This window comes from Candidatus Gromoviella agglomerans, from assembly GCF_021065005.1.
Lineage (GTDB): Bacteria > Pseudomonadota > Alphaproteobacteria > CAJXXZ01.
In genome coordinates this window covers 165,685-191,443 of the sequence record NZ_CP069247.1, presented here as the reverse complement: position 1 = coordinate 191,443, position 25,759 = coordinate 165,685, and the positions used below count along the sequence as shown (strand labels likewise).

The 25,759-nt window shown below is 30.8% G+C and carries 20 protein-coding genes and 1 tRNA gene; 7 read left to right on the top strand and 14 right to left on the bottom strand.

Annotated elements, in window-relative coordinates; translation table 11 throughout:
- Positions 1-19: 19 nt before the first annotated feature.
- The 3 genes from Gromo_RS00750 (at position 20) to gatB (ending at position 3,592) form a co-directional block, all read left to right on the top strand.
- Positions 20-298 carry an Asp-tRNA(Asn)/Glu-tRNA(Gln) amidotransferase subunit GatC gene (locus Gromo_RS00750; RefSeq protein WP_231159073.1) on the top strand — a complete coding sequence of 93 codons (279 nt, stop codon included), beginning with the start codon at positions 20-22 and terminating at the stop codon, positions 296-298.
- A 16-nt stretch (positions 299-314) separates the two neighbouring features.
- Positions 315-1,766: an Asp-tRNA(Asn)/Glu-tRNA(Gln) amidotransferase subunit GatA gene (gatA, locus tag Gromo_RS00745; protein WP_231159072.1), complete on the top strand. Its 1,452-nt coding sequence runs from the start codon at positions 315-317 to the stop codon at positions 1,764-1,766.
- 350 nt (positions 1,767-2,116) lie between these two features.
- On the top strand, positions 2,117-3,592 hold the full coding sequence (gene gatB / locus Gromo_RS00740; RefSeq protein ID WP_231159071.1) for an Asp-tRNA(Asn)/Glu-tRNA(Gln) amidotransferase subunit GatB: 1,476 nt from the start codon (positions 2,117-2,119) through the stop codon (positions 3,590-3,592).
- A gap of 159 nt (positions 3,593-3,751) precedes the next feature.
- On the opposite strand, the gene Gromo_RS00735 is transcribed toward gatB, so the two are convergent.
- The 4 genes from Gromo_RS00735 to Gromo_RS00720 form a co-directional block, all read right to left on the bottom strand.
- Positions 3,752-3,825, bottom strand: a tRNA-Arg gene (locus tag Gromo_RS00735).
- A gap of 59 nt (positions 3,826-3,884) precedes the next feature.
- Positions 3,885-4,508: a hypothetical protein gene (locus Gromo_RS00730; protein WP_231159070.1), complete on the bottom strand. Its 624-nt coding sequence runs from the start codon at positions 4,506-4,508 to the stop codon at positions 3,885-3,887.
- Positions 4,505-5,338, bottom strand: coding sequence for a hypothetical protein (locus Gromo_RS00725; protein WP_231159069.1), 834 nt, complete (start codon positions 5,336-5,338; stop codon positions 4,505-4,507). Before Gromo_RS00725 ends, Gromo_RS00730 begins: the two co-directional genes overlap by 4 nt.
- Complete coding sequence (locus Gromo_RS00720; RefSeq protein ID WP_231159067.1) at positions 5,331-7,193, bottom strand: hypothetical protein; 1,863 nt, start codon at positions 7,191-7,193, stop codon at positions 5,331-5,333. The genes Gromo_RS00725 and Gromo_RS00720 overlap by 8 nt, the downstream gene beginning before the upstream one ends.
- 79 nt (positions 7,194-7,272) lie before the next feature.
- Between Gromo_RS00720 and Gromo_RS00715 the strand changes: the two genes are divergently transcribed.
- Entirely contained in the window at positions 7,273-8,124 is an 852-nt protein-coding gene (locus Gromo_RS00715) for a DMT family transporter (protein WP_231159065.1), read from the top strand.
- Here Gromo_RS00715 and Gromo_RS00710 read toward each other — a convergent pair.
- From Gromo_RS00710 to secA, 10 genes are all read right to left on the bottom strand, one after another.
- A complete protein-coding gene (locus Gromo_RS00710; RefSeq protein WP_231159063.1) occupies positions 8,121-8,651 on the bottom strand; it encodes a hypothetical protein in 531 nt (176 codons plus the stop codon). The two genes, Gromo_RS00715 and Gromo_RS00710, sit on opposite strands and share 4 nt — an antisense overlap.
- Positions 8,652-8,662: 11 nt before the next feature.
- A complete protein-coding gene (locus tag Gromo_RS00705) occupies positions 8,663-9,028 on the bottom strand; it encodes a hypothetical protein (RefSeq protein WP_231159060.1) in 366 nt (121 codons plus the stop codon).
- Positions 9,025-9,408 (bottom strand): hypothetical protein, encoded by a 384-nt coding sequence (locus Gromo_RS00700; protein WP_231159058.1) that lies wholly within the window; start codon positions 9,406-9,408, stop codon positions 9,025-9,027. The genes Gromo_RS00705 and Gromo_RS00700 overlap by 4 nt, the downstream gene beginning before the upstream one ends.
- A gap of 10 nt (positions 9,409-9,418) precedes the next feature.
- Positions 9,419-9,952, bottom strand: a complete 534-nt coding sequence (locus tag Gromo_RS00695) for a hypothetical protein (RefSeq protein ID WP_231159056.1) — start codon at positions 9,950-9,952, stop codon at positions 9,419-9,421.
- Positions 9,953-10,048: 96 nt separating this feature from the next.
- Positions 10,049-11,188, bottom strand: coding sequence for a hypothetical protein (locus Gromo_RS00690; protein WP_231159055.1), 1,140 nt, complete (start codon positions 11,186-11,188; stop codon positions 10,049-10,051).
- Between the two features lie 268 nt (positions 11,189-11,456).
- Positions 11,457-11,957 (bottom strand): HK97 family phage prohead protease, encoded by a 501-nt coding sequence (locus Gromo_RS00685; RefSeq protein WP_231159054.1) that lies wholly within the window; start codon positions 11,955-11,957, stop codon positions 11,457-11,459.
- Positions 11,958-12,012: 55 nt separating this feature from the next.
- Positions 12,013-13,047 (bottom strand): phage portal protein, encoded by a 1,035-nt coding sequence (locus Gromo_RS00680; protein ID WP_231159053.1) that lies wholly within the window; start codon positions 13,045-13,047, stop codon positions 12,013-12,015.
- 574 nt (positions 13,048-13,621) lie between these two features.
- A complete protein-coding gene (locus Gromo_RS00675) occupies positions 13,622-15,676 on the bottom strand; it encodes a DNA translocase FtsK (protein WP_231159052.1) in 2,055 nt (684 codons plus the stop codon).
- Between the two features lie 185 nt (positions 15,677-15,861).
- Positions 15,862-16,986: an NAD(P)/FAD-dependent oxidoreductase gene (locus Gromo_RS00670; RefSeq protein WP_231159051.1), complete on the bottom strand. Its 1,125-nt coding sequence runs from the start codon at positions 16,984-16,986 to the stop codon at positions 15,862-15,864.
- A 171-nt stretch (positions 16,987-17,157) separates the two neighbouring features.
- Positions 17,158-20,790: a preprotein translocase subunit SecA gene (gene secA, locus Gromo_RS00665; protein WP_231159050.1), complete on the bottom strand. Its 3,633-nt coding sequence runs from the start codon at positions 20,788-20,790 to the stop codon at positions 17,158-17,160.
- A 157-nt stretch (positions 20,791-20,947) separates the two neighbouring features.
- On the opposite strand from secA, the gene Gromo_RS00660 reads away from it, so the two are divergent.
- From Gromo_RS00660 to lon, 3 genes are all read left to right on the top strand, one after another.
- Positions 20,948-21,526 carry an ATP-dependent Clp protease proteolytic subunit gene (locus tag Gromo_RS00660; RefSeq protein WP_420797328.1) on the top strand — a complete coding sequence of 193 codons (579 nt, stop codon included), beginning with the start codon at positions 20,948-20,950 and terminating at the stop codon, positions 21,524-21,526.
- 251 nt (positions 21,527-21,777) lie between these two features.
- A complete protein-coding gene (gene clpX / locus Gromo_RS00655) occupies positions 21,778-23,043 on the top strand; it encodes an ATP-dependent Clp protease ATP-binding subunit ClpX (RefSeq protein WP_231159048.1) in 1,266 nt (421 codons plus the stop codon).
- Entirely contained in the window at positions 23,033-25,567 is a 2,535-nt protein-coding gene (gene lon / locus Gromo_RS00650) for an endopeptidase La (RefSeq protein ID WP_231159047.1), read from the top strand. Before clpX ends, lon begins: the two co-directional genes overlap by 11 nt.
- Positions 25,568-25,759: the final 192 nt, after the last annotated feature.

Sequence of the window (25,759 nt, the reverse complement as noted above, 5' to 3'; positions counted from 1 at the left end):
TGCTTTATTCAATTTTATTGTGGATAAATTGATCCTATCTAGGTTAGAGAAGTTGGCGAGTATAAAATTATCTATTGATGATATTGCTATGCTTGAGCGATCAATAGATGATGCTTTGAAGTGTATAAATGTTTTACTAAATGTTAATACTGATGGAGTGGAAGAATTTTCTGGCTTTTATCCGTATAAGTGTAAACTTTATTCTGATACCATTTGTGATTTGCCTTCTCGAAACGATGTATTGTCAAATGCCTTACAGGATAATGGTTTTATCTTGGTTCCTAAGTTTATAAAGTGATTTTATAGGAGTATTTATGTCTGTTCCTTTTCATGCGCTTTCTATAAAACAAGCGCTGGTTGCATTGAAAAATCGCGAATTTTCTGTGAGTGATCTCATAAGTCATCATTTAAAAAGGGTTGATGATACAAAGTTTGGAGCTTATATAACCATGCTTGCTGAGAGTGCCATGAATAGTGCAAAAAAAGCAGATGAGAGGATATACTCTGGTAATGTACGTACTTTGGAAGGTATTCCTATAGCTGTAAAGGATATTTTTTGTACAAAAGGTATAAGAACAACTGCTGGATCGAGAATGTTGGCGAATTTTATTCCTCCATATGAATCGACGGTAACCAGTAAGTTGCTCAATGAGGGAGCAATTTTCATTGGAAAGACTTTAATGGATGAATTTGCGATGGGTAGTGCTACTATGTATACAGATTTTGGAAGATGTATTAATCCTTGGAATTCAAATAGAATCCCAGGTGGATCTTCTGGAGGATCTGCTGTTGCGGTTGCGGCTGGGCTTGCATTTGGAGCACTTGGATCTGATACAGGTGGATCGATAAGACAGCCTGCAGCTCATACGGGGATAGTTGGAGTCCGTCCAACTTATGGAAGAATTTCTAGATATGGAATGATTCCGATGGCTCAGTCGTTAGATCAAGCTGGAGTGATGGCTAGATCTGTTTCTGATGCTGCGATTTTGTTGAGAGTTATTTCTGGTGAAGACGCAATGGATTCTACAAGTGCTGATGTAAAAGTTGATGATTACGAAAAATCTTGCGAAAAGTCTGTGAAGGGAATGACAATTGGCTTGCCAAAAGAGTGTTTTGTTGATGGATTGTGTTCGGAGATTTGTGAAGCGAGGGATAAAATTGTAAAGCACTTGGAGTCAATGGGTGCAAAATGTATCGAAGTTTCGTTACCAAATATGCATTATGCTCTTGCTGTTTATAGAGTTTTGGCTTGTGCTGAAGTTGCATCAAATATGTCTAGGTATGATGGAGTTAGGTATGGTTACAGATATGAAGGTTCTTCTGACATTGAGTCGATGTATTCTTTGACTAGGACTCATGGATTTGGTGATGAGGTGAAGAGAAGGATATTGCTTGGGACGTATGTATTGTCATCTGAAAATTATGAAGTTTATTACTCAAAAGCCCTTAAGGTAAGGAATATGATAATAAATGATTTTAATGAGGTATTTGATCGTGTGGATAGTATATTGATGCCCGTTACATCTGGTCCTGCTCCATTTTATGAAGATGTTGCAAATCCTGAATTAATGTATTATCAAGATTTGTTTACTTTGCCAATTAATATTGCTTGTTTAGGTGGAATTTCTTTGCCGGTTGGAATGTCTAATGGATTGCCAATTAGTTTGCAAGTTGTACATGGTGCTTTTAATGAAAGTGCGGCTTTTTCTTTTGCTGCTGAGATTGAGCGATTCATTAATTTCAAACAGTGGGTTGATATCAATTAATCTGTTGTATCTAGACTAAGATATCATTGCATTGATGGTAATAGTTTATCATAATTAATGTGGAATAATGAGTTTGGGATATGATTTTTGCTTTATTTCTCACTATTTTCTCTGTATTCCTGTGTTGTTTGATGAGTGGTTTTGTAATTATTGCTGGAGTTTTTTGTATTTTATTCATATTGTCATATTTAATGTATTTAGCTTTACCTTTTATTATAATGTTATTGATAATAATCATTTTATTTAAAGTATTAAGATCAAGATGAACTCAATTCAGTTTTGTATTGATTGTTGTATGATTTTGATTTCAATGATAATCTTAACTCAAATATGTTTTAATGTTGTTTTGCATGATAATTTCATCATTTCAATTTGATTATGAAGAAGTAGGAGTTGAAGAATTTGAAATGGTGTGTGGTATTGAAATACACGCTCAGATTGCTTCTGATAGTAAGTTATTTTCTCGTGCAGCTAATGAGTTTGGGTGTGATCAAAACACTAATGTTGATTTATTTGATATTGCCATTCCTGGTACTTTGCCATTATTGAACGAAAAGTGCGTTATATTAGCTATTAAGTCTTCACTTGCTTTAAATTGTGATATAAATAGAAGAAGTGTTTTTGAGAGGAAGCATTATTTTTATCCAGATTTACCTCAAGGTTATCAAATTTCTCAGCTTAGGTCACCTATTGGTCAGAAAGGTTTTGTGGATATAATTTCAAATGATGGATCTATTAAGAGGATTGGTATCAACAGGTTGCAAATGGAGCAAGATGCTGGTAAAAGCATTCACGATATGTCAAACAAATATTCTTTTTTGGATTTTAATCGCTCTGGAGCTCCGTTGATGGAGATAGTTTCTGATCCAGATATAAGGACAATTCATGAAGCGATAGAGTATATAAAGAAAATTCGTGCTATTTTGCAATGTGTAGGATCTTCTACTGCTAAGATGGAAGAAGGAGAGTTCAGAGTTGATGTTAATATGTCGATTCGCAGACATGGTGAAGAATTTGGAAACAGGGCTGAGATTAAGAATTTAAATTCTCTGAAATTTATAGAAAAAGCCATGAAGTATGAGTTATCTCGCCAAGTGACGATTGTTCGATCTGGTGAAAAGGTTGTACAGGAGACTCGAGGTTTTGATTCGAAATCTATTATTACATTTTCAATGAGGGAGAAGGAAACAGCAGTAGATTATAGATATTTTAGAGATGTTGATATTTTGCCATTATTCTTATCTGATGATTACATAAATGATATAAAGAAATCGATTCCTGAGCTGCCAGATGATAGAGTGAAGAGATTTGTTATGGATTATGGATTATCATATGATAAAGCATCCCTTATTGGAACTGAACAGTACATTGCTGATTTTTTTGAGAATAGCATTAAGGGTTGTGACAGCAATATGATTGATGTAGTTTACAATTGGATTGTTGGTGATATATTTTGCATGATGAATGAAAAGTCTGTTAATGAAATTCCATTTCCTTCTAATTTCTTATGTGAATTGGCAATATTATTGCGTGATAATGTAATATCGACAAAAATTGCAAGAGATGTTATTCAAATAATGTGGAATGATTTACGCAAGCCATTTGATATAATTAACTCTCTAGGCTTGCAGCAAGTTAATGATGTTGATGATATTAGGAAGATTGTAGTGTCAGTGATTAGTAATAATCAGAATGAAGTGAATGATTATAAAAATGGGAAAGATAGGTTGTTGGGATTTTTCGTTGGTCAGTGTATGAAACAACTGAATGGGAAGGCAAATCCTGAGTTATTGAACCGTATTGTTTTTGAAGAGTTAAATAAGTAATATTTTTATTATTTAAGTTTTTCAATTATTATTGAAAAGTTTATAGTTAATGCTATTTCGTATGATTATCATTTTACGGAATTGAAGACTAGGCGTTATGTATTTTTTCATCTTGTATCATACAATGTATGTGGCCCATTCATACAATATTTGTAGTAACACGCCTGGCAGGGGTTGAACCCACAACCTTTAGATCCGTAGTCTAACGCTCTATCCAATTGAGCTACAGGCGCAGGAGTAAATTATATTGTGATAATTGAATTTTTACAATATTGTTATACATTTTAAAAAATCAAAGATTTTTTTTAATTCCTCTAATAATTGTGGTAATAAACTTTTTTGTATTCATATGAATTTTTCGTATAATTCCATTTTTTTTAATTTCTTTATATTGATAATTTTTACTTGACTCTCCGAATTCAAATGTATATATGCTTTTCAAGCATGATCCGAATATTGTTGTAGCGGTTGATACAATTGCAACAACTTCTCCTGGGATATTATCATAAATATTTATATACCATACAATGGTCAAAGGGCACATTATAGTTCCTATTGCTGATAAAAACAGCATAATATGTGGCATATAGCTTTTATATCCATTATTATGAAGAATTATATTTCTATTTCTTGCGTTTTGACGATCTAACATTTCTATATCGAGTATTTCTTTTTTAGCTTTGATAGCCAAAGATTGAAATTCTATTAACAAATTTTCATCAGTTTTAAATTTTTGTACGACTTTATTTGTATCTTTTTCATTTGTCAACACGCGGGCTATTTCTATTAATTTTTGCATAAATTTTATTATATTATTATTTTTTGTGTTATGTATTTGCATATTAAATAGACTTAATATACTTGGAGATAATTTCACCAATTCTAATATAAAGTATATGATATTGTCATATTTCATATTTCCTCCAAATTTTGTTGTTTTTCTTTCTCTTTTTCGAAATTTATTTCATGTCTTTGAAAGAGTATTTCTGCTGTTCCAGTTTCTTGTACTGTAAATTGATCAATACTCGCTGAAGTGTATTTTATATTACATGGTGAGGAGCAGTTTTCATATTCATTTATACTGACGTTTATTGAAAATCCTCCATGTTTTAGAAAAGAGAGTAAGTTATATTTTTTTGCATTTATATCGACATAACTTACTAAATTTTGATTATTGATAGTTGTTTTGTTCATTACATCCTTGAGGGTATAGAGAGTATATCCAAAATTCAATCCATCGCAATTAAAATAGGCTTGTTCTGCAGAATTGACGTGTCCATTAAAAAATCCACCATAGTAGAAATAAGGGCACGCATTGTGTATTAGATTCGCATAATTATATCTAACAGATTGAGTTTCTCTTATCAGTCCTACTCTTATGTTTTCTTCTAACTTTTTAAATATTATTTCAAATCCATTTTTTATACAGTTGCTATTGATAGTAATTATTTCGCTCTTTCCGTATTGATCTAGTGTATACATACATCCTTTATGAGAAAATTCAGCTGATATATATTCAAAGGTAATGCCTTGGCATACATTAGGTTTTATTTCATCATATATTCCTACAAATTTCTGTTGATTTTGATTATTAGTAAAAGCAAAGGACACATTATTAGGAGTGAATGGAATTTTACGTATTTTCACTTGTATGCGTATTATTTTTGGGGCTTCATTCATTCCTGAGTGAGTTTTTATATGAGCATTTTCATTTCCTATATAATGTATATTCTCGTAGTTATTCATTTTGACCTCCGACATTTTCACATTTTGGGTATATAATTTTTTCTCCTTGTGGTTCACATTCTATATTAATAGTGTTATTTATACTTTGGGAATGCGGTTCAATGAATGATATTTTTATTTTTGTTCCAATATTATTAGGAAGTATTTTTTCTTTTTTTTGATTTATCCATGCATTTTGTTCTTTTGCGTGATTTTGGACTTTAGCTATTACCTGTACAATTTGAGGTATTGATTCAGATTCATTCATAGAGAGGTGATATTTTATATGATTGTTTGTCATGGACATTTTGCTATCTAATTCTTCATAGGTAGTTACTTTTTTTGTTTCGTCTATATTTTCATCATTTTCTCTTTCATTCAGGAGAGTTGATCGAGTCATAGATATATATGCGTATGAACCTTCAGAAGATATTTCATATTTAATATTGATAATAAATCCGTATGTTTTTTTATTTTTATTATTTAATTCAACATAATTTCCTGGATTTAGCTTGAATATATGTATATTTTTAGGATTATTTAAATCAATTTTCAAATGGATTAATGTACATTTATCTTGCAATAAGAAGTATCTATTAGCTAGTTCAATTATTTCTTCTATTACATCTGTTTTATCCATGAAGAAAGTATTTGCATTTTGTGTAATTGCAGATATGTTGTTTTCATCTGGAGAAAGGACTCTCCATACTCTTTCATTTTGTAGATCATTTTGCAATTCTGTATTATTTGCTATACATATATATCTATTATTTTCGTATTCAACTACATCATTTAAATTGTAGAGCACATCTTCTTGCCATATTTGTGGATCCCACATATCTCTTTGTTCTTCAAAATTTGTAGATATGTGTTTTTTATTGGCTTTATATACTTTTTGTAGCATTACAACATGGCTATTTACGATATATTTCACATTTTCAGTCCAAGGGTCATATTTAAGGTCAAGATTATTGAGTTTTATATCTATAATTTTTTTATATCCATCTATTTCACTATAAATTTCTTTACTACTTCTAATATTTATTAACAATATTTCTTTTCTTGGTCTAGTACATACTGTGATTGTCTTCAAGCTGCCATTTAAAGCATATTTATTACAGTATATTTGGTCAGTTTTTCTTGCAGAATAATGATTTGCGATTGTAGAGTCGATTTTATTAGCATTTATTTTACTTTCAATTACCAGATGTTTTTTAGCGATAATCATTCCTTTTTGAGGCCACATTTTCTGCACTATATTTGGAGTAAATGTTATCAATGAATTATCTGGGCAAGCATTTAGTATGCTTTTATATACGTCGGAGACAATTACATTTCGTTGATCCCATTGTGCTGTAATTCTAACGCAGAGATTTTTCATGAACTTTTTACTTGTTTTTGTGCACATTAATTCTATTGGTTTTATGGAATCAATGGCATTGACGAGGCTTCCTTTGTTTCCAGTATATATATATCTTGGGAACTGTTTAGTACAGGATAATTTTTTATAAACATTTTTCATATATTGAAAATCTATTTTATCATTTTCTTCAGTTGTTAAGTCTAGATTTTTAATATAAATTGTAATAAATTCATCTTTTTTACTAACATCTGAAATAATTCCATTAATTAAGATAAGATTTTCATGTTGAGTAATTTCACTGTTAATTACTAATTGATAGGTAGATGGCTCTCTTTTATTCAATTGAAGTCTATAATCAGCGAATGGAGTATTTTCTATATCATTTATGATAATAATTTTAGCATATGCAATTTTTCCATAATTATGCACCACAATTATGTTTTGAATAAAATCCAATTGAAAAAATTTTTGATTCTTGTTTTTTGTGTTTTTTATTAATATAAATTTAATCATTTTTTCTCCTAAAGTTTGAAGATGTATTTGAAGATGTATTTATAGTGATACAATAAGCATCTGCATTGTTATTATATTGATGAAGAATTTAAAATCATTTTTATGGTCTTTTTGCGGATGTTTTTTCAGTGCTTTGAATGATTTACTAACTAAGATTTCGGGTTTATCTTTACCTACTGAGGTCGTAATATTCTTTAGATTTACATTTGGTTGCATTGCATTAATTCCTTTATTAGACATAAGATCTTTAAAATCGTGTTGCCTATATTTTCACATTTTGAGAGCACTCATGTGGGTAATTGGCATTTTTTTATGGGCAAAGGGAGCAAATTACGTTCCAATTTACATATTGACCATCGTATCTTTTTTGATTCCAATTTTCAATATAATTTTAGCGAGATTTTTCCTTGGAGAGAATATAGATTTTATCAATATATTACTAATATTCATTGCATTTTTAGGAATAATACTGACTACAACTTTCAGCAAAATTGACATATTCGGTTTAGTATTATTAATAATTGCTGATTTACTTTTTTCCTTACTTGATTTGACAAATAAAATTCTTACTGATCGTAAGGAACCGATAATAAATATGTTATTTTTATCTAATTTGTTCTCATCATTGCTGACTTTTCCATTTGTTTGGAATTCACTTTTGATACCTTCTACTTTGGAGATAGGAATATTAATTATTTTGTCTATAAGCGGCAATTTAATTTTGCTATGTATTTTGAGGTCATTTTCATTAAATTCACTTTCATCTATTCAATATATAAGGTATTTAGAATTTCCAATTTCATGTATTTTGAGTTATTTCTTTTTTGCTGATGTTCCTGATATAATGTCGACACTAAGTTGTTTAGTAATAATATCGTCAAGTTCAGCATATTATGCGTATTCAGCAAGGATGATTAAACGTTCTGTTTAATTTTTTATAAATTTTGGTATATTTTTATCACTTTCTATACATTCCATTGTCCATTTGATGACATTTGACGTGGATTCAATTTTAAAATTAAGAACATTGACAATGAATATTGGTATATATCGTATAATACTTCCATCTATTTGAAGAGACGAGTATTGATTCTTTAGATTGATTTCAAGATTTTCTCCATTTTGTGTTTCAAGAAATACAATATTATCCATTGGGACATAAGTTGTATTAATGGCATTTCCTTTAATTTTTTCACAGACAAAGAAATTTGATTTTATTTTGAGTTCATCTTTGATATGAATAGCATGAGCAGTAAAGGATGGATCATTTGAGCAATGTATTATCATTTTAAATTTCCTACTATTTTTTTCTATTATGGACAGTTTTTTTTCTATAGAGAAGAATAAATCTGCGGTATAGCTTATTTCTTGGGTACAAAATTTTGCAGTTTCTGGCAATATTATAGATTCATTTGATTTTGCTTTATATATAGCGATGTTATTTAGAGCATGATTCATAAGATTCCTTATTAGTACAATTCATTTATTTTTTTTAAATTTTTCATAAATTTAGCTACAATGACAGTATAAACTATTTTACAGGAGTTTTTTTCATCAAATTTCAAATCTTGTATTTTGTATATTTCTGTTTCATTTGAATAATGTGGTAAAGCGCTTTCTATCAAGTGCGCAATTTTAATTATTTGTAAAGAGTCATGTATTGTATATCCTTCGAGTGAGCAAACAATGATATTTTGATTCCAAACTTCACTCATTTCTACTAATTTCACGAGGACATAAGGGTATGGATCAGAATGTGACATAACGATATTTAATTTTTTATTATTGATCATCCAATTTTTGGAATCAAAGTACTGCATAACTTTTTCTATCATTTTATCTCCTTTTCTTCATATTCTTTTATTATTTCATTTACATTCAGATTAACAATATTAACATTTGATACTATTAGTGTTAAGAATTCTTGTTCGATAGATAATTTATATATTAGGTAGAACATTTTATTTTCCCAAATGATAGCATCGATTTTGCTCACATCTGCTTCATTGATTGATTTTATTTTTATGACAACTTTATGTAGATTTTTGATTTGGTTATGAATATTTTTTGATAGAAACATAGGCATATTATTTCTACAATCATAAGGAGTCACATGTGCCCAGACTGGATATAGAATTTCAAATGTAGATTTATCTTGATTTTTATTTTTAGCTAAAAATATTTGGTGTTTAAGATTTGATACTTTTGTTTTCATATAGACTCACTTATGCGATATTATAGGAACGATACTCTTGAAAGATGTTGGATACAGTCAAATTATCGTGAATTTTTTCTGGATTGGCGTAAAAGAATGTAATTAATCGAATGATTGAATTTTTTATAGTTTGTGGTATATCATCGGTTGATTCATATCCTGCATTATAATGAACAGTAATTTCCTTATCTTTATTAGAAGGGAATGTAGTATATATTCCACATATTTCTGAATTCTTTACAATGTACTGATAAGTATTATTGGATGGTTCATCACTAAGGGTAAGTTTTTGATCTTTGTACTTGACTGAGATGATTTTGATTATTGGAGTATAAGGGAAAAAAATTGTACTATTAGAGTGTTTAAATTCTATTGTCATTTGTCCTAGAATTCGATTTAGTTCAACTTCTGCAAATTGTATTGCCATAGTCATGAGGCATTTCACATAATTTGCTTCTACTTCAGAAGATTTAATTAGAGATTGAACTTGTTTATAGTCAATAATATTATTGTACTGTCGTTTTAATATTTTTATATTATTCATGAATTACTCCAGTTATCTATGGCATGCCTGAGAGATTTATTAGTCTTTTGAGCTAATGACACCAGGCATAAAAAAGTTAAATAATTTGAAATGTTTTTATTGAGTTATATTTAATTTTGATATATATGATTTCAAATCGTTCGTATTTTGCATTCCAATTCCGCTTATTGCGTAGAGTTTTTGGTATGGCATTTGATCATTTGAGACCATTAATCTTGTTTGAGCAGTTGTTGTATGTATAGAGGAGAAATCTCCGAATAGAATGCAATCATTTTTTAATTCATTTATTACTATTACTTCGTATCCAAGTATATGGAATTTTCCATTTTGTGATTCTGTGACAATAAATCCTTGAAGATTTTTATCATAGATACTTCTGATTAGATTCAATCTCTTGTATGACATCATAAACTTTGATGACATGTTAATTGCCTGTTCTGATACTTTATCAATCAGATTGAGAAGAGTACTCCTTCCTTTATCTGATAGATCTGTTTCTTTGACGTTCATTGTTGGCAATTCTTTTGCATTTACCAATCCATTTTTTTGAGGTTCATCTTCTGCTCCTACAATTTCTTTATTGCCATATAAAACGTATGTATTTTGTAATTTTTCTATTTCTGCCATCATCAATTCAATGATTGAATCTACTGCATTTTGTGCTTGAAGCGAATCCATGTCAAACAAGTATTGATTAACGAGTGGGCACTGTTGAATTTGGACTAATTTTGTTGTATTTTTTGCATTTTGCTGTTTATTTTGTTGTTCATCTTTAACAATCACAGAGCAAGAACCTGAGGTTAAGACGTTATTGGTGTAATCTATGATTCTATTATTTTTATTTTTATTTTTACTTATAAACACAGAGTATGAATCTGGAATAAATATAGAATTTCCGTCTATTGCTATGGCTTTTCCGAGTATATTTCCAATTTTCCCAGTTCTAACAAATGAGTTCATTTCACTTTTTATGACATCGAAATTTTCCTCTTGCATTGATGTATTAGTTCCATAAGTTAATGTTTCGATATTTTGTAATCTAGACTTTATCTTAGTTAGATTAGTTTTTAATTCACCAATTTCATCATTATTTTCTTGAAATTTTTCATTTTTATCATCATTAAAATTACTTGTTGTATTTTTCAGCACATCATTATTCATAGTTTTATATACATTTTCGGATTTAGCATTTGTTAGTAATGTTGTATTTTTATCATTTTTCGATATATATTTCATATTTCTCCTTATTAGATTTATTTATTATTTTTTAAAAATTAATTATTTTTTTTAATTTGCACAGATTGTATGTAGGTCATCAATTTATTTTTCTTTATAGTCTTGTATTCTAGCCTGAGGATTTGCTGGTATTGTAACAACTGATATTTTGCACAGATTGTATGTAGGTCATCAATTTATTTTTCTTTATAGTCTTGTATTCTAGCCTGAGGATTTGCTGGTATTGTAACAACTGATATTTTGCACAGATTGTATGTAGGTCATCAATTTATTTTTCTTTATAGTCTTGTATTCTAGCCTGAGGATTTGCTGGTATTGTAACAACTGATATTTCGAGCAACTCCAATTCTTCTAAGATATCTATAATTTTATCACCTCTTTTTTCTTTACGAGCTTTTACGATTCGTGCACCTATAGATAATCCAGAGATTCGGCCATCGATTATTGCTTGTATTACTTCTTGTCCTTCACCTCTAACAGCGTGTGAGTATATTAATCCTTTAACTTTCAATCCTGCTTCGACTCCTGAATGTTGATTTTTAAGTTCTGTCCATATTCCTATTGGTGTTTTTGCGTTATGGTCGAGCAGCATAGGTAATTTATATTTTTTACTATTTATTTCTTGAATTGATTTATCGAAAGCTTTATCTTTGATGATGGAGTTATGCAGATCTACAATTTCATAGATAGATGCCCATCCAGTAATTTCCATTGTATTTGAGGATTTTTTCACTATATCTGGTTTAAAATTCACGGTTTTGATAATCATATATCTCCTTTTTTGATTGTTAATTAAATTACAATTAATAAAATATTTATATTATTCAGATTGCGATTGAATCTTTTACAAAGTCATCATCAATTTTGAAATAATGTTCTTCGTCTATAATAGAGTTATTGAATGCGCAGAGTATTTTCTGCATCATTGGGATAATTTTATTTGTAAAGAAGCTAATTTTTGCTTCTCTATAATTCGCATATGTTAATTCTTCAACTCCGAGCATTTGCACTGGCACTCCAAATGCCATTGCTATCAATTTGTATGAGGTATTAATTGCTTCTGCGTAATTAAAGTCTACTTTAGAATGCATTGGAATCCATTCAAAATCTCCTTCAAGGATCATGACTTCACCTGGATTTTTCTTATACATTGTATTGATAGTATTTCTCAATTCTTGTCTTTGTTGTTCAGTAAGTTTTGTATTTTTGACCATAAGAGCACCTGATAATTTGACACTATTTTTCAAAGTATGAGTGTTATGTTCTATAACTTCGTGATATATACAAGCAGCTTGGTGTATTGTGTTCATAAAGTTTGATTTATTTTTCTCAAAGAAATTCCCACCAGATATATAGCATGCGTTTTTTTTATCAATTTTACGAATTTTATTTCCTAATTTATATTCATATTCTTCTGGGAAATTTCTATAATTGAAAGAGATTTTTACATTATCTGCATCTATGACATGCAATTCGCATGGAGTGTTATCATCTTCACTTCTTGAAATTTCAACAATTGCATTTCCGGTTATAAGTTGGCATGCAATTTCTTCAAGGAAGCTAATTCTATTTTGGTAATCATTTGGTTTATTTATAAGTTTCATAGATTTGTGATTAATAATTTCCACATTATCTGATAGTCTGCATATTTTAATTGGTACAGAAGCTAAATTTTCTGATATCAACTGGATACATCTATTAACGATTGGGTTATTATTAACAATGTTATTAACAAAATAATTATGATTAGCATAGTGTGTATTATTTATTTTTGGAATTGTAGATAGATTATTAAATTTAACTGATTGATAATTTTTACGCATAAAGTTATGCCAAATTTTTTGAATTATATTTTCCATATTTTATTCACCTTTTTTGATTTTAATTTTTAAGGTCAGTACTCAAATAGACCAGAGGATCGCGCAATAAGAGATCCTATATTTCTTATATCATATTGATTAAAAATGAAGCAAATTTTTACAATAAATATTTTTAATTTTTCATATTATTTTTATCATCTCATGAGATATGAGAGAAATTTTCTTTGAATTTTCATTTCAAATTTTCATGCAAATTGAGCATTGTATGCTTATTTTTAGTTTTTTGTATGACAATATATATTTTTCATTTACAAAAATCATTTTTATTTTCAGTTAAATGGTTAAATATGTCGAATATGGAGTAATAAATTTTATAAATGGAAATTTGGAATGCTTTTACAATGATATTGTTGATTTTTTATTTAAGTAAAATTACTTTCAGAGGGTAGTGATATAATTTTCGAATTGGATTTTCATATAAGCATTTGACTTTGGACTTTTTATTCTTTTTTATGTATAAATTCAATTTGATGTATTAAGTTTTGATTTTTTACTATGATTCTTAATATCAGTGAAATTGCATTGATTTAATATTAGTATTTAGTTTTTTGCTTCATAGTATTTTTCTTCTACCTAAGCTATCTGGTTTTGAGACTATTCCTTTTTCTTCCATCATTTCGACAATTTTTGCTGATCTATTGTATCCGATACCAAATTTTCTCTGAAGATAGCTTATTGAAACTTTGTCTTCACATTTGATAACATTTACAGCTTGGGAGAATAGTGGATCTTCATCTAATTGTTGAGATTCACTACTTGATGTATCATTTTCAGAGAATTCTAATTTATAATCTGCGTTATAATGACTTTTTAGATAATTGACAACTGCTTCTACTTCTGAATCAGAAACGAACGGTGCATGAATTCTTTGTGGAGTGCTTCCGCTCATATATAACATATCTCCAGCTCCTAGCAACTGTTCTGCTCCTCTTTCTCCTAAAATGGTTTTGCTATCGAATGAAGATCGCATTCTAAAGCTGATTCTCGTTGGGAAGTTTGCTTTTATTAATCCAGTGATGACATCTACGGACGGTCTTTGAGTTGCCATTATAATGTGTATTCCTGCAGCTCTTGCCATTTGCGCCAATCTTTGTATAGATGATTCAACTTCTTTTCCTGCTGTAATCATTAGGTCTGCCATTTCATCTATTATTAGTACTATAAACGGCATTTTTTCTCCTTTTATAGTTTGTTTTTCTAGAATTTCTTTTCCTGAATCATCAAATCCGACATGAATTTCGCGAGTAATTTCTGATTTTTTTATAATCATTTTGTTATATGCTTCCAAATTTCTGACTCCAAAATTTGCCATCAATCTGTATCGTTTTTCCATTTCATGAATTGTCCATTTTAGTGCTGATATAGCCTTTTTATTTTCAGTTACTACAGGTGATAAAAGGTGAGGGATACCTTCATAGATTGATAATTCGAGCATTTTTGGATCAATCAGTATTAATTTGCATTCTTCTGGTGAAAATCTAAACAGTATGGACATTATCATTGCGTTAATGCCGACAGATTTGCCTGATCCAGTAGTTCCTGCTACTAATAAATGAGGCATTTTTGCGAGATCTGCGATGACAGGATTGCCAGATATATCTGATCCAAGAGCGATAGGAATATTTGTATTGCTATCAAATTTTTCGATTAAAGGCTTTATATAAACAGTTTGTTTTATTTTGTTAGGAATTTCGATACCGATTGCGTTTTTTCCTGGAATAATTGCTATTCTTACTGATATAGCGCTTAGAGATCTTGCAATATCGTCTGCCAATCCTATTACTCTAGATGATTTTGTTCCTGCAACTGGTTTAAATTCATAAAGAGTGATAACTGGTCCGACGCTTATACTGAAAATTTCACCTGATATTCCGAATTCGTTTAATACTTCTATTAATTTTTGTTCTTGTTGGTAATTGCGTGAATAGTCTACAGTATTGTTATGACTGACCAATAGATTTATAGGTATATTAAATGCATCATATATAGAAGTTTTTTTTGTATTATTATTGATTTGATTTACTTTTGATTGTACAGTTTCTGTTTGAGTGCTTTTGTTCTGATTAGTATTTTTGAGAGTTAATTTATAAATTTTTGTAGATTGGAATATGAAATATTCTGCTATTTTGTACACTCCTATCAGAAAAAAGTACAATGCAGCTTTTCTCGACCAATCCCACTTATAATTTTCATCTTGAATTTTCATAAAGTAGAATCTGAGTAACAAAATTATATTTATTAAGAAAAAAGCTATAAAAAACGCTTCTGCTATATAGTATTTTTGTAAGGTATCTATTTTATCACTGATGATGAAGTATATTATAGCATTTTTCGAACCGAATTTGCTTGATATTACTGATAGAAACAAGCAGAAGTGCAATAGAATTGCTGGAAAAAAGATAATTAATATTGGCAATATATATGCAATATTTTCTAACATTATTATCAGTATGCTAGCAATATAGGATAAAATAAGCATTAGAATATTATTTTGCACTGACGATGCGCACAAAAAGGAATTTTGGTTTTCGTTAAACAATAATAGGCTAATCAAAGTTACTACAGCAATAAATACTGAAGTGATAAAAGAGACTTTTGCACGACTCATTCTTTAAATTTTCTATCATGGCAAGATGATACATTTTATGAAATTTTATTACTAGACATCAATTATCTGTTTATTCACTAATATCTCATAGTATTTTGCTTATTGTTTAGAAAACATATAATACTCAATTATGCAAATAATGTATTTGAATATGTTTGATTTCAGACTATATTTCATCATAATTTTCAGTTAAGTTTGTGTGTAGTTTCATTTGCAAATTTTGTTGTAGAGTAATCAATTCTGCGTGTATTTGGATGCAATCTATAGAATATTTGATGGACAGCTTGAGCAGCTTCATCAAATCCAGTTGCGATTAGCTTACAAATTTTACCTGATGAAGCGCAATCGCCTATTGCAAAGACCATAGATGTTGATGTTTCACATGTAATTGGGTCAGTGATGATTTTGTTTTTTTCATCCATGTTTAGTTTCCAGTTTTTCATATGACCAATAGATGTATTGAGGCCAAAAAATGCAAGTATAGCATCTGCTTCTACATAAATTTTCTCTTTAGATTCAATATTAACGAACATTGCCCCTCTAATTTCAAAATCACCTTTGCTATCAATTGATAACAAGTTATATGGCTTTAAAACTTTTACTAGATCTGGCAATTTCTTTACATTAGAGCTCATTCCTGAGAATGTGTCTCTTCTATGTACTAAAGTAATATTTTTGCATATATTGGATAGATCATTTGCCCAATCTAATGCAGAATCTCCTCCTCCCACAATGATAATATTCTTATTTTTAAAAAAATCCTTATTTGTAATCGAATAAAATATAGAGATGTTCTCATATTGCGAAAGATTTGGCAGAGGAATTTTTCTTGGTTCAAAACTGCCCATGCCTGATGCAATTATGACTGATCGGCACAAAATTCTCGTATTTTTTGCTGTTATTACAGATATCAATTTTCCTTGATAGTCAAGATTTTCCTTGCTATTGTTTATCATATGATTTTTTGAATAGACACCTTTTTCTCTCAAAAAATTCTCATTCACGTGTTTCAAGGAATTGGATTTATTGTCAAAGTCATTATTAATGCTAACAACTTGTTCATTTGTCAATATATATATATTTTCGAATTGCATTGCTTGTTCGATAAGCTTTTTGATCAGTTCATCTCCTAAGATTGATTTTATACCTCCGATATCATGAATATATTTTTCCGGGTACAGATTTGAGCATTGTCCTCCTATTATTGTTAATGTTTCGAGTACAACGCATGAGAGGCCTAACATTCCACATTGAAAAGCTGCAAATAACCCTGATGGACCTGATCCTACTATGCAAACATCAAGTATCATTTTACCGTGCAAAAATTTACTAATTGTAGCATATTTTTTACATTATTAGTAGAGTTTCCGTTATATTGCACAATTTTTGTTATCTCTTTGAATCATGTTGATTTTTATAAGATATGTTTTGTTATAGCATTTTCAATGTTTTTTGTAGTCGGTAGATTTTTATTCATTTCATCATTTTTTCTTATCAAAATCCTTACTCATAGAATTTTTATTGAATGTTTTGCGTTTATCAAATGACCGTCCAGCCGGAGTTGCCGGCCTGCGCTCTCTTGGGGCGTCTCCAAATCTGCCTGCTCCAGTTGATGTTCCAAATCTTCCAGCCCCATCAGGAGTTCTGCGCTCTCTTGGAGAATCTCCAAATCTGCCTGCTCCAGTTGATGTTCCAAATCTTGCAGCCCCAGTTGCCGGCCTGCGCTCTCTTGGGGCGTCTCCAAATCTGCCTGCTCCAGTTGATGTTCCAAATCTTGCAGCTCCATCAGGAGTTCTGCGCTCTCTTGGAGAATCTCCAAATCTGCCTGCTCCAGTTGATGTTCCAAATCTTGCAGCTCCATCAGGAGTTCTGCGCTCTCTTGGGGCGTCTCCAAATCTGCCTGCTCCAGTTGATGTTCCAAATCTTGCAGCTCCATCAGGAGTTCTGCGCTCTCTTGGAGAATCTCCAAATCTGCCTGCTCCAGTTGATGTTCCAAATCTTGCAGCTGGCCTGCGCTCTCTTGGAGAATCTCCAAATCTGCCTGCTCCAGTTGATGTTCCAAATCTTGCAGCTGGCCTGCGCTCTCTTGGGGCGTCTCCAAATCTGCCTGCTCCATCCTTATGTTGTTCGTAAGATTTTCTTGTAATTTCCTTGGAATATATTGGATTATGATCGGTTGCATCAAGTCCATCAGAATGTATATCATTTGTCTGATTTTTACCTGTTGAGTTTTTCTCAACGTTCTCTTTAAAATTCATCGAATTTTTTTTGATATTATTTGATAATGTCCTAATATTATCTAATTTATTTTTCATATCCTCGATTTTGTTATCTTCATTTTGTTCAACAAGATCATCGATTTGATCAAAATTTTCATCGAAATCACTTTGAAACGCACTTTTTATTTCTTCGAGAGTGAATTTGTCAATTTCAGAATTCATAGACATAGATTTTATGGTAAGTTCAGGATTTTGAAATTCATTCTCTTTGATATCTTTAAATTTGGAAAAGTCAATATTCATCTTTTTTAGCAAATCCATAAATTGTTCAGGAGTTGGCATGTTATTTTGCTCTATTTCAAAAGCTGAATTTTCTGCAGAGAATTCTATATAACCAGTAAGTCTATGAAAAATATCTTTTGTGCTTTGAATATCAAAATCATCAAGCATTTGCTGAAATAGTGTAAATGATTCATTTTTGTATTCTATTACAGGATCTTTTTGCCCGTATGCTCTAAAATGAATCCCGCTCATTATATGATCTGTAGCTAACAAATGTCGGCGCCAAGATTGATCTATGTTTCTTAGTAGCACATTTTTATACATTTTTGACAAAATTTCGTAATTATTAACTTGTTGCTCCAGATCTTTTAGCTTTTGATTTGCTACATTTTTCACGTAGGCACTGAATGAATCTTTAGTCATATTGTTGAGATTTATTTGGTGAAAATTGATTGCATTAGGGCATATATCTTCAATTTTTTTGATGAGTGGAGTTAAATCAATAACATTTAAAGAAACATCATTTGAGATATGGATTTCAATTATTTTATCAAATGCAGACTTTATGATATTGCTAACATCTTCTATTAAGTTACCTCTTGATATTATTCTATCTCTTAAAGAATATATGGTCCTTCTCTCAAAATCTCTTACATCATCGTATCTTAATACGCTCTTTCTATGGCTATAATTTCTCATTTCGATTCTTTCTTGAGCTTTTTGTATTGATCGACTAACCATTGGATGAGTTATTACTTCTCCGTATTGCATTCCAAGTTTTTGCAGCATATTTTCTAATCTTTCTGATCCACACATACGCATTAGGTCATCTTCTAGTGATAGAAAGAATATTGATTCTCCTTTGTCTCCTTGTCTTCCAGCTCTTCCTCTGAGTTGGTTATCGATTCTTCTGCTTTCGTTTCTTTCTGTTCCTATGACGAGTAATCCTCCGTTATCTATAACTTTCTTTCTATTTTCGGCAATTTCTTGTTCTATGGAAGTCTTTAACTCATTTAGTTCGTTTTGCGATAGTGTTCTAAATCCTACTCTTTCTGAAAGAATTGTCTCTGCATTGCCTCCGAGTTGAATATCCGTTCCTCTTCCTGCCATATTAGTTGCTATCGTTATAGCTCCAGGCATGCCAGCGTTTGATATTATTTCTGCTTCTTTTTCGTGATTTTTTGCATTTAGTATTTTATGAGGGATGTTATTTACTTGAAGTAAATGAGAGAATACTTCTGATTTTTCGACATTAAGAGTTCCTATCAAAATAGGCTGTCCTTTTGCGTGTCGCTCACGTACGAGATTCAATAATGCTTGAGTTTTTTCATTGAAAGTCCGATAAACTTGATCATTTTTGTCTTGCCTTATCATTTTTTTGTTAGTAGGTATTTCTACGACAGATAATCCATATACTTCATAAAATTCTTTCTCTTCTGTAATTGCAGTTCCTGTCATTCCTGATATTTTAACATATAGCCTAAAGTAATTTTGTATCGTAATCGATGCCAGAGTTTGAGATTCTTCTTGAATTTCTACATTTTCTTTTGCTTCAATTGCTTGATGCATTCCATCAGAATACCTACGTCCTAGCATTTTTCGTCCAGTAAATTCATCTATTATTATTATTTGGTCATATTCTACTACATAATCCACATCGCGTTTAAAAATATGATAAGCTTTAAGTAATTGGTTAATACAATGCTGTAAATGTTTGTTCTGCGAATCATATATCGATTCATTTTCTTTGATTATATTTGACTTTATAAAAGATTCCTCAAGGAATGATATTCCTAGATCAGTGAGTAGAGCAGTTCTTTCTTTTATGTCTACTGTGTAATGCTCATTTTTCAAATTTTTGACAAATGAGTTAACCATATTCATATATTCTTTTGAAGATATCTGCTGCCCATCTATGCTCAAGTCCATTGGGCCAGATATTATCAGTGGGGTTCTTGCTTCATCTATAAGGATATTGTCAATTTCGTCAATCAGTGCAAATGTTCTAGTTTTTTTACAGAATACTTCTGATAAATCCTCTTTTAAGTTATCTCTCAAGTAATCAAATCCAAACTCACTTGCTGTACCATAGACTATATCGCATGAATATGCTTCATGTTTCGCATCAGATAGAATAGAAGATGATATGTATGATGTAGTTAAGCCCAGAAATTTATGAATTTGTCCTATATTCTCACAATCTCTTTTTGCCAAGTATTCGTTTGCAGTGACTACATGCACTTGATTTGCGAGGGCATTTAAATAAGATGGGAGAGTTGCGACTAAAGTTTTACCTTCTCCCGTTTTCATCTCAGATATTGATCCTTGATGTAGGATAATTCCTCCATAAAGTTGGACATCAAAAAGTCTTTTTTTTGTGACTCTTTTTGTAGCTTCTCTCACTACTGCAAATGCTTCAACTAATATGCTATCCAAACTTTCTCCGGATGATATTCTTGCTCTAAATTCAAATGTTTTGGCTTGAAGTTCATGATCTTGAAGTTTTTCGTAATTAGATTCTAATGAATTTATTTCTTTAACTGTGCGAGAAAGTTTTTTCAATCTTCTTGAGCTTTTTGTTCCAAACAATTGAGTAATTAAATTTTTAAACATTAATAATGCGCAGATTTTGCTCAATGATACATTAAAATTCCTGATCATTACAGATTTTTGTAATCATTTTAAGATGTTTTTTCAAATTTGTAGTTTCAAGCTATTAGCTTGATATTAATAAGTTGGTGATATAACATTTATCGTGCTTTTTGTATATATTATGATAGTCCCTTTTGTAAATGATAATGGATCTAGATCAGATCTTTATTCGCGTCTTTTGGAAGACAGAATAATTTTCCTTTGTGGAGAGATCGGAATGGACGAATCGTGTGCCATTTGTGCTCAGATGCTGTTTTTAGAATCTAAGGACTCTGAAAAAGACATATCTTTTTATATGAATTCTCCAGGCGGATCTGTGAGTGCAGCTCTTGCTATATATGATGTAATGCAGTTCATTAAATGTGATGTATCGACAGTGTGTATAGGGCAATGTGCTTCTGCTGCTTCTTTATTGCTTTCTGCTGGTAAAAAAGGTAAGAGATATTCTCTACCTCACTCTACGATTATGGTGCATCAGCCTCTCGCGTATGGATTGGGAGGGCAAGCTACAGATCTTGCTATAAGAATTGACCACATTAATAAGCAGAAAAATCTGATTGAACGAATATATGTTGAGACTACTGGAATGAATGCAGAAAAAGTTAGTGCATTACTTGACAGGGATACTTATATTGATGCAAGCACTGCTAAAGAATATGGATTGATAGATAGTGTGGTTGTTAATAACAATATGTAGTCACATGCTTATTACAGTAATTGTATTGGAAGTCAATGATTTTTTATTTTGTTTAATCCTTGTGCGTGTTTTTTTTATGAAAATTTGTAAAGTATTTTTAGCTATATGAATTTTAATTTTACAATTTTTTCAGGAGTTAAAGTTGATTGAGTGAAATTGTATGATATTTAATATAGATTTAAGATCACTTTCATAATAATCTTATCTGTAAATATCTAATGTGGACTCGATGTATTTTTATTGGAGGATTTATGGAAAAAAATGATTTGTCTGAAGAATTTCGCTGCTCTTTTTGTAATAGATCTTCCGATGGTAGTTATAGAATGGTTTCTGGAATGAAGTCGTATATATGTCAAAATTGTGCTTATGCTTGTGTTTTGATTCTTGAGGAAGATGAAAATGTAGACTTTAACTCTTCGTCAATAAATGGCTTGCCTAAGCCAAAAGAACTGAAAATGGCGTTGGATGAATATGTTATAGGTCAAGAAGAAGCAAAAGTTGTGTTATCTGTAGCTGTTTATAATCATTACAAGCGAGTGTTTTCAAAACAAAATCGTTCTGTATACTCCAATGCAGTTGAACTTGATAAATCAAATATTTTACTTATTGGCCCAAGTGGTTCAGGTAAGACTCTATTTGCGAAAACTTTGGCTAAGATGCTAAATGTGCCTTTTGCGATAGCAGATGCTACTTCTCTTACAGAAGCTGGTTATGTTGGAGAAGATGTTGAGACTATTTTGCATAAATTGATAGAAAATGCAGATGGATCTGTTGAACGAGCTCAAATGGGAATTGTATATATAGATGAAATTGATAAAATTAACAAAAAATCTGAAAATGTTTCTATCACAAGGGATGTTTCTGGTGAAGGTGTGCAACAAGCTCTACTCAAAATCATAGAAGGTACATGCGCGAATGTTCCTCCAAAGGGAGGTAGAAAGCATCCTCAGCAAGAGTTTTTGAAAGTTGATACTACTGATATATTGTTTATATGTGGAGGAGCATTTTGCGGTTTGGAAAAAATCGTTAATGCCAGAACTGGTAAATCTTTAATAGGATTTAATCCTCAAAAAACACAAGAAGAGTGTAATAAAAAATCTCAATGCTTCTTAAGTGCGAACGATATTACATCAGAAGATTTGAAAAAATTTGGTCTTATTCCAGAATTTATAGGTCGATTGCCTATTGTTGCAACTTTATCTGAATTGGATGTTGATTCACTAGTTGCTGTTTTAAAACAACCACGGAATGCTTTAACTAAGCAATATGAGACTATATTTAAGCTTGATGGACATAATCTTTCTTTTGAAGAAGGGGCTATAAAAGAAATTGCGAAGTATGCGGTGAGATTGAAGTTAGGTGCAAGAGGATTACGTGCTATTTTAGAAAAATTATTGCTGAATTTTATGTATGAAATGCCAAGTGTTGTAGAACGCCAAAATATTAAAATAACGCAAGAATTTGTCAGATCTGTTCTTGAAAATTCTAATAAGTGGATTCCTGATAATGACTATTGACTTTACCAATACTAAGAATGACGAGCTCTTAGATACTTTTATTTACCCTATGATATTTAGCAGAGATGTTGTTCTATTTCCTGATATTTCAGTGCCGTTTTTTTTTGAATTTGATAGTTTTCAACTTTCAACTATAAAATCTGCAATTGATATTTCAAGCAAGGTGTTTGTTTGTGCTGGTGATGATGAGGAATTACGCAAGCTATCGAAGGAAAATATCTGTGATAGGCATATTGTGGGAGTTGTATGTGAAATAAAGGAATTTGTTTCTCAAGGTGATGTAGTTGTCGTTTTGCTTTCTGCTTTGTGTCGTGCTAAGCTAATTGAAAAAAAAATTGTTGGTGATGAAAAAGATCTGAATGTTATTCATTCTGATATGAGTGCATCATCAATAGATGAGGAAGCAAGTGATAAAAGTTTTAATTCTGATAAATTGACAAATTCCAGACCTTTCGGTTTGTTTGCGCGAGTGCATTTAATGACTAGTGTTGTACCTAAAACTCTTGAAGAAGGTGGGGAGCTCAGATGTTCATTCGATAAGATTATATCTTACTTAAGAGATATTCACATGCTTGATGAAAGAATGATATCTAAAAATTTCATGCTTTTGATAAATGAACGCACATCTCATTGTACTAATAGCACAGAAACAGAGAAAATTTTGAATTTAGTCTCTTTTAGGGCAAATATGAATTTTATGGAAAAATTAACTTTATTGAGAGAAAGTGATTTGCTTAAAAGAGCCAGAATCATAGAGGCTTTTTTGGAAAAAGTGTACCTTTCTCTTCAAGAAAAAAGAAAAATAGATCAAAAAGTTGAGAAAAATATAAAAGAAGCACAAACAAATTATATTTTGCAAGAACAGTTAAAAGCAATACAAGAACAATTAGGTGTAAATAATCATACTAATGATTATGATTTGCTAGAAAAAAGAATAAAGGAGTGTAATTTTTCAAATGAAGCGAGAAAGGTTGCTCAATCTGAATTTAATAGGCTAAAGCAAATGAATGCAATGTCAAGTGAAGTGACGGTTTCTAAGACTTATTTAGAAGTTCTTTTGTCATTACCTTGGGGTACTATCTCGGAAGATAATTATGACATATTAAATGCACAGAAAATACTTAATGAGCACCATTATGGTCTGAGAGATATAAAAAATAGAATTTTGGAACATATATGTGTGCAAGCTAGATTAAAAAGTCCAAATAGTAGTGTGTTATGTTTAGTTGGTCCTCCTGGAGTTGGTAAAACATCTATTTGTGCATCGATTGCTAAGGCTTTAAATAGGAAGTTTATAACAATTGCCTTAGGTGGTGTGAGTGAAGAATCCTTAATACGAGGGCATAGAAGGACATATGTTGGAGCTATGAATGGAAGAATTATTGAAGGTATTAAAAAATGCGGAACAGATAATCCAGTATGTCTTTTTGATGAAATAGATAAGCTTGGAGGGGGAAGGGGTGGTGATCCTGAATCAGCCTTATTGGAGGCACTTGACCCGCAACAAAATTTTAGATTTGAGGATCATTATTTGTCTGTTGCATATGATTTATCGAAGGTTATGTTCATTTGTACTGCAAATACTATGGATATAAAGAGACCATTACTAGATAGAATGGAAGTTATTCATCTACCAAGTTATGCTCGGTCTGAAAAATTTCAAATTGCCAAGAATTATCTAGTGACAGAGTCGTTTCGTCGAAATGGAATTAATGATAATGAGATGAAATTTAAAGACGATGCCATATGGAAAATTATAGACTGTTATACGAAAGAATCTGGTGTGCGGAATTTATCTAGAAAAATTGATCAAGTTTGTAGAAAATTCTTACTATATAATGAGATGTCTGCGAACAAAAAAAATAGCACAGTTGATGAGAATAGCTTGCTTTTACGAAAATCGTCATTGATAACAAGTAAGAATTTATCAAAATTTTTGGACGAACCGATATACGGAGAGGGATATAAATATGAAGATAGCGTCGGTGTGGTAAATGGTCTCGCTTGGACTGAAGTAGGTGGAGAAATTCTCAAGATAGAGGTGATGACATTTGCAGGTAAAGGCAATGTGCAGATTACTGGTAATGTTGGTAAAGTGATGGAAGAGTCAGTAAAAGCGGCTAGGACTTTTGTGTTTGCAAATGCATTGGAATTGGGAATAAGTTGTAATCTTTATGAAATTGATATTCATGTTCATATGCCAGAAGCTGCTATTCCCAAAGATGGTCCTTCAGCAGGAATTGCGATTGTAGTTGGATTGGTTTCTTCTTTGACTAATAGATCTGTGAAATCTTCTGTAGGAATGACTGGAGAAGTTACATTGCATGGATTAGTATTGCCTATAGGAGGATTACAAGAGAAGATATTTGCAGCAGCGCGAGAAGGTATTAAAGAGATTATTATTCCCAATAAGAATGAAAAAGATCTCAATAAAATTTATAGAAGTCATTTTGATATTATGAAAGATGTAAAAATCCTCAGAGTAAGCAATGTATCAGAAGTGTTGAAGTTTGTGTTGAATTGAAGGAATGCAAACGAATTTTGACTGATTTTACAGATATTGTGTCTGCGTTTTTTTATTTATGTTGAACCGTTAATTTTAAACATGATAATAGCTAAAACCTGAATGTATGAGAAAGAATATTGTGAATGATTAAATTTTGTAAATGATTGATTTATAGTGTTTACTATATTAAAATTTTCCTGGTGATTTTTT

Coding starts and splice junctions, on each gene's coding strand:
- Gromo_RS00730 (WP_231159070.1), bottom strand. CDS start 4,508: ATGAAATATGACAATATCATATACTTTATATTAGAATTGGTGAAATTA.
- Gromo_RS00725 (WP_231159069.1), bottom strand. CDS start 5,338: ATGAATAACTACGAGAATATACATTATATAGGAAATGAAAATGCTCAT.
- gatB (WP_231159071.1), top strand. CDS start 2,117: ATGATAATTTCATCATTTCAATTTGATTATGAAGAAGTAGGAGTTGAA.
- Gromo_RS00685 (WP_231159054.1), bottom strand. CDS start 11,957: ATGATTATCAAAACCGTGAATTTTAAACCAGATATAGTGAAAAAATCC.
- Gromo_RS00680 (WP_231159053.1), bottom strand. CDS start 13,047: ATGGAAAATATAATTCAAAAAATTTGGCATAACTTTATGCGTAAAAAT.
- Gromo_RS00675 (WP_231159052.1), bottom strand. CDS start 15,676: ATGAGTCGTGCAAAAGTCTCTTTTATCACTTCAGTATTTATTGCTGTA.
- lon (WP_231159047.1), top strand. CDS start 23,033: ATGACTATTGACTTTACCAATACTAAGAATGACGAGCTCTTAGATACT.
- secA (WP_231159050.1), bottom strand. CDS start 20,790: ATGTTTAAAAATTTAATTACTCAATTGTTTGGAACAAAAAGCTCAAGA.
- Gromo_RS00700 (WP_231159058.1), bottom strand. CDS start 9,408: ATGAAAACAAAAGTATCAAATCTTAAACACCAAATATTTTTAGCTAAA.
- Gromo_RS00670 (WP_231159051.1), bottom strand. CDS start 16,986: ATGATACTTGATGTTTGCATAGTAGGATCAGGTCCATCAGGGTTATTT.
- Gromo_RS00715 (WP_231159065.1), top strand. CDS start 7,273: ATGAAGAATTTAAAATCATTTTTATGGTCTTTTTGCGGATGTTTTTTC.
- clpX (WP_231159048.1), top strand. CDS start 21,778: ATGGAAAAAAATGATTTGTCTGAAGAATTTCGCTGCTCTTTTTGTAAT.
- Gromo_RS00695 (WP_231159056.1), bottom strand. CDS start 9,952: ATGAATAATATAAAAATATTAAAACGACAGTACAATAATATTATTGAC.
- Gromo_RS00705 (WP_231159060.1), bottom strand. CDS start 9,028: ATGATAGAAAAAGTTATGCAGTACTTTGATTCCAAAAATTGGATGATC.
- Gromo_RS00690 (WP_231159055.1), bottom strand. CDS start 11,188: ATGAAATATATATCGAAAAATGATAAAAATACAACATTACTAACAAAT.
- gatA (WP_231159072.1), top strand. CDS start 315: ATGTCTGTTCCTTTTCATGCGCTTTCTATAAAACAAGCGCTGGTTGCA.
- Gromo_RS00720 (WP_231159067.1), bottom strand. CDS start 7,193: ATGATTAAATTTATATTAATAAAAAACACAAAAAACAAGAATCAAAAA.
- Gromo_RS00710 (WP_231159063.1), bottom strand. CDS start 8,651: ATGAATCATGCTCTAAATAACATCGCTATATATAAAGCAAAATCAAAT.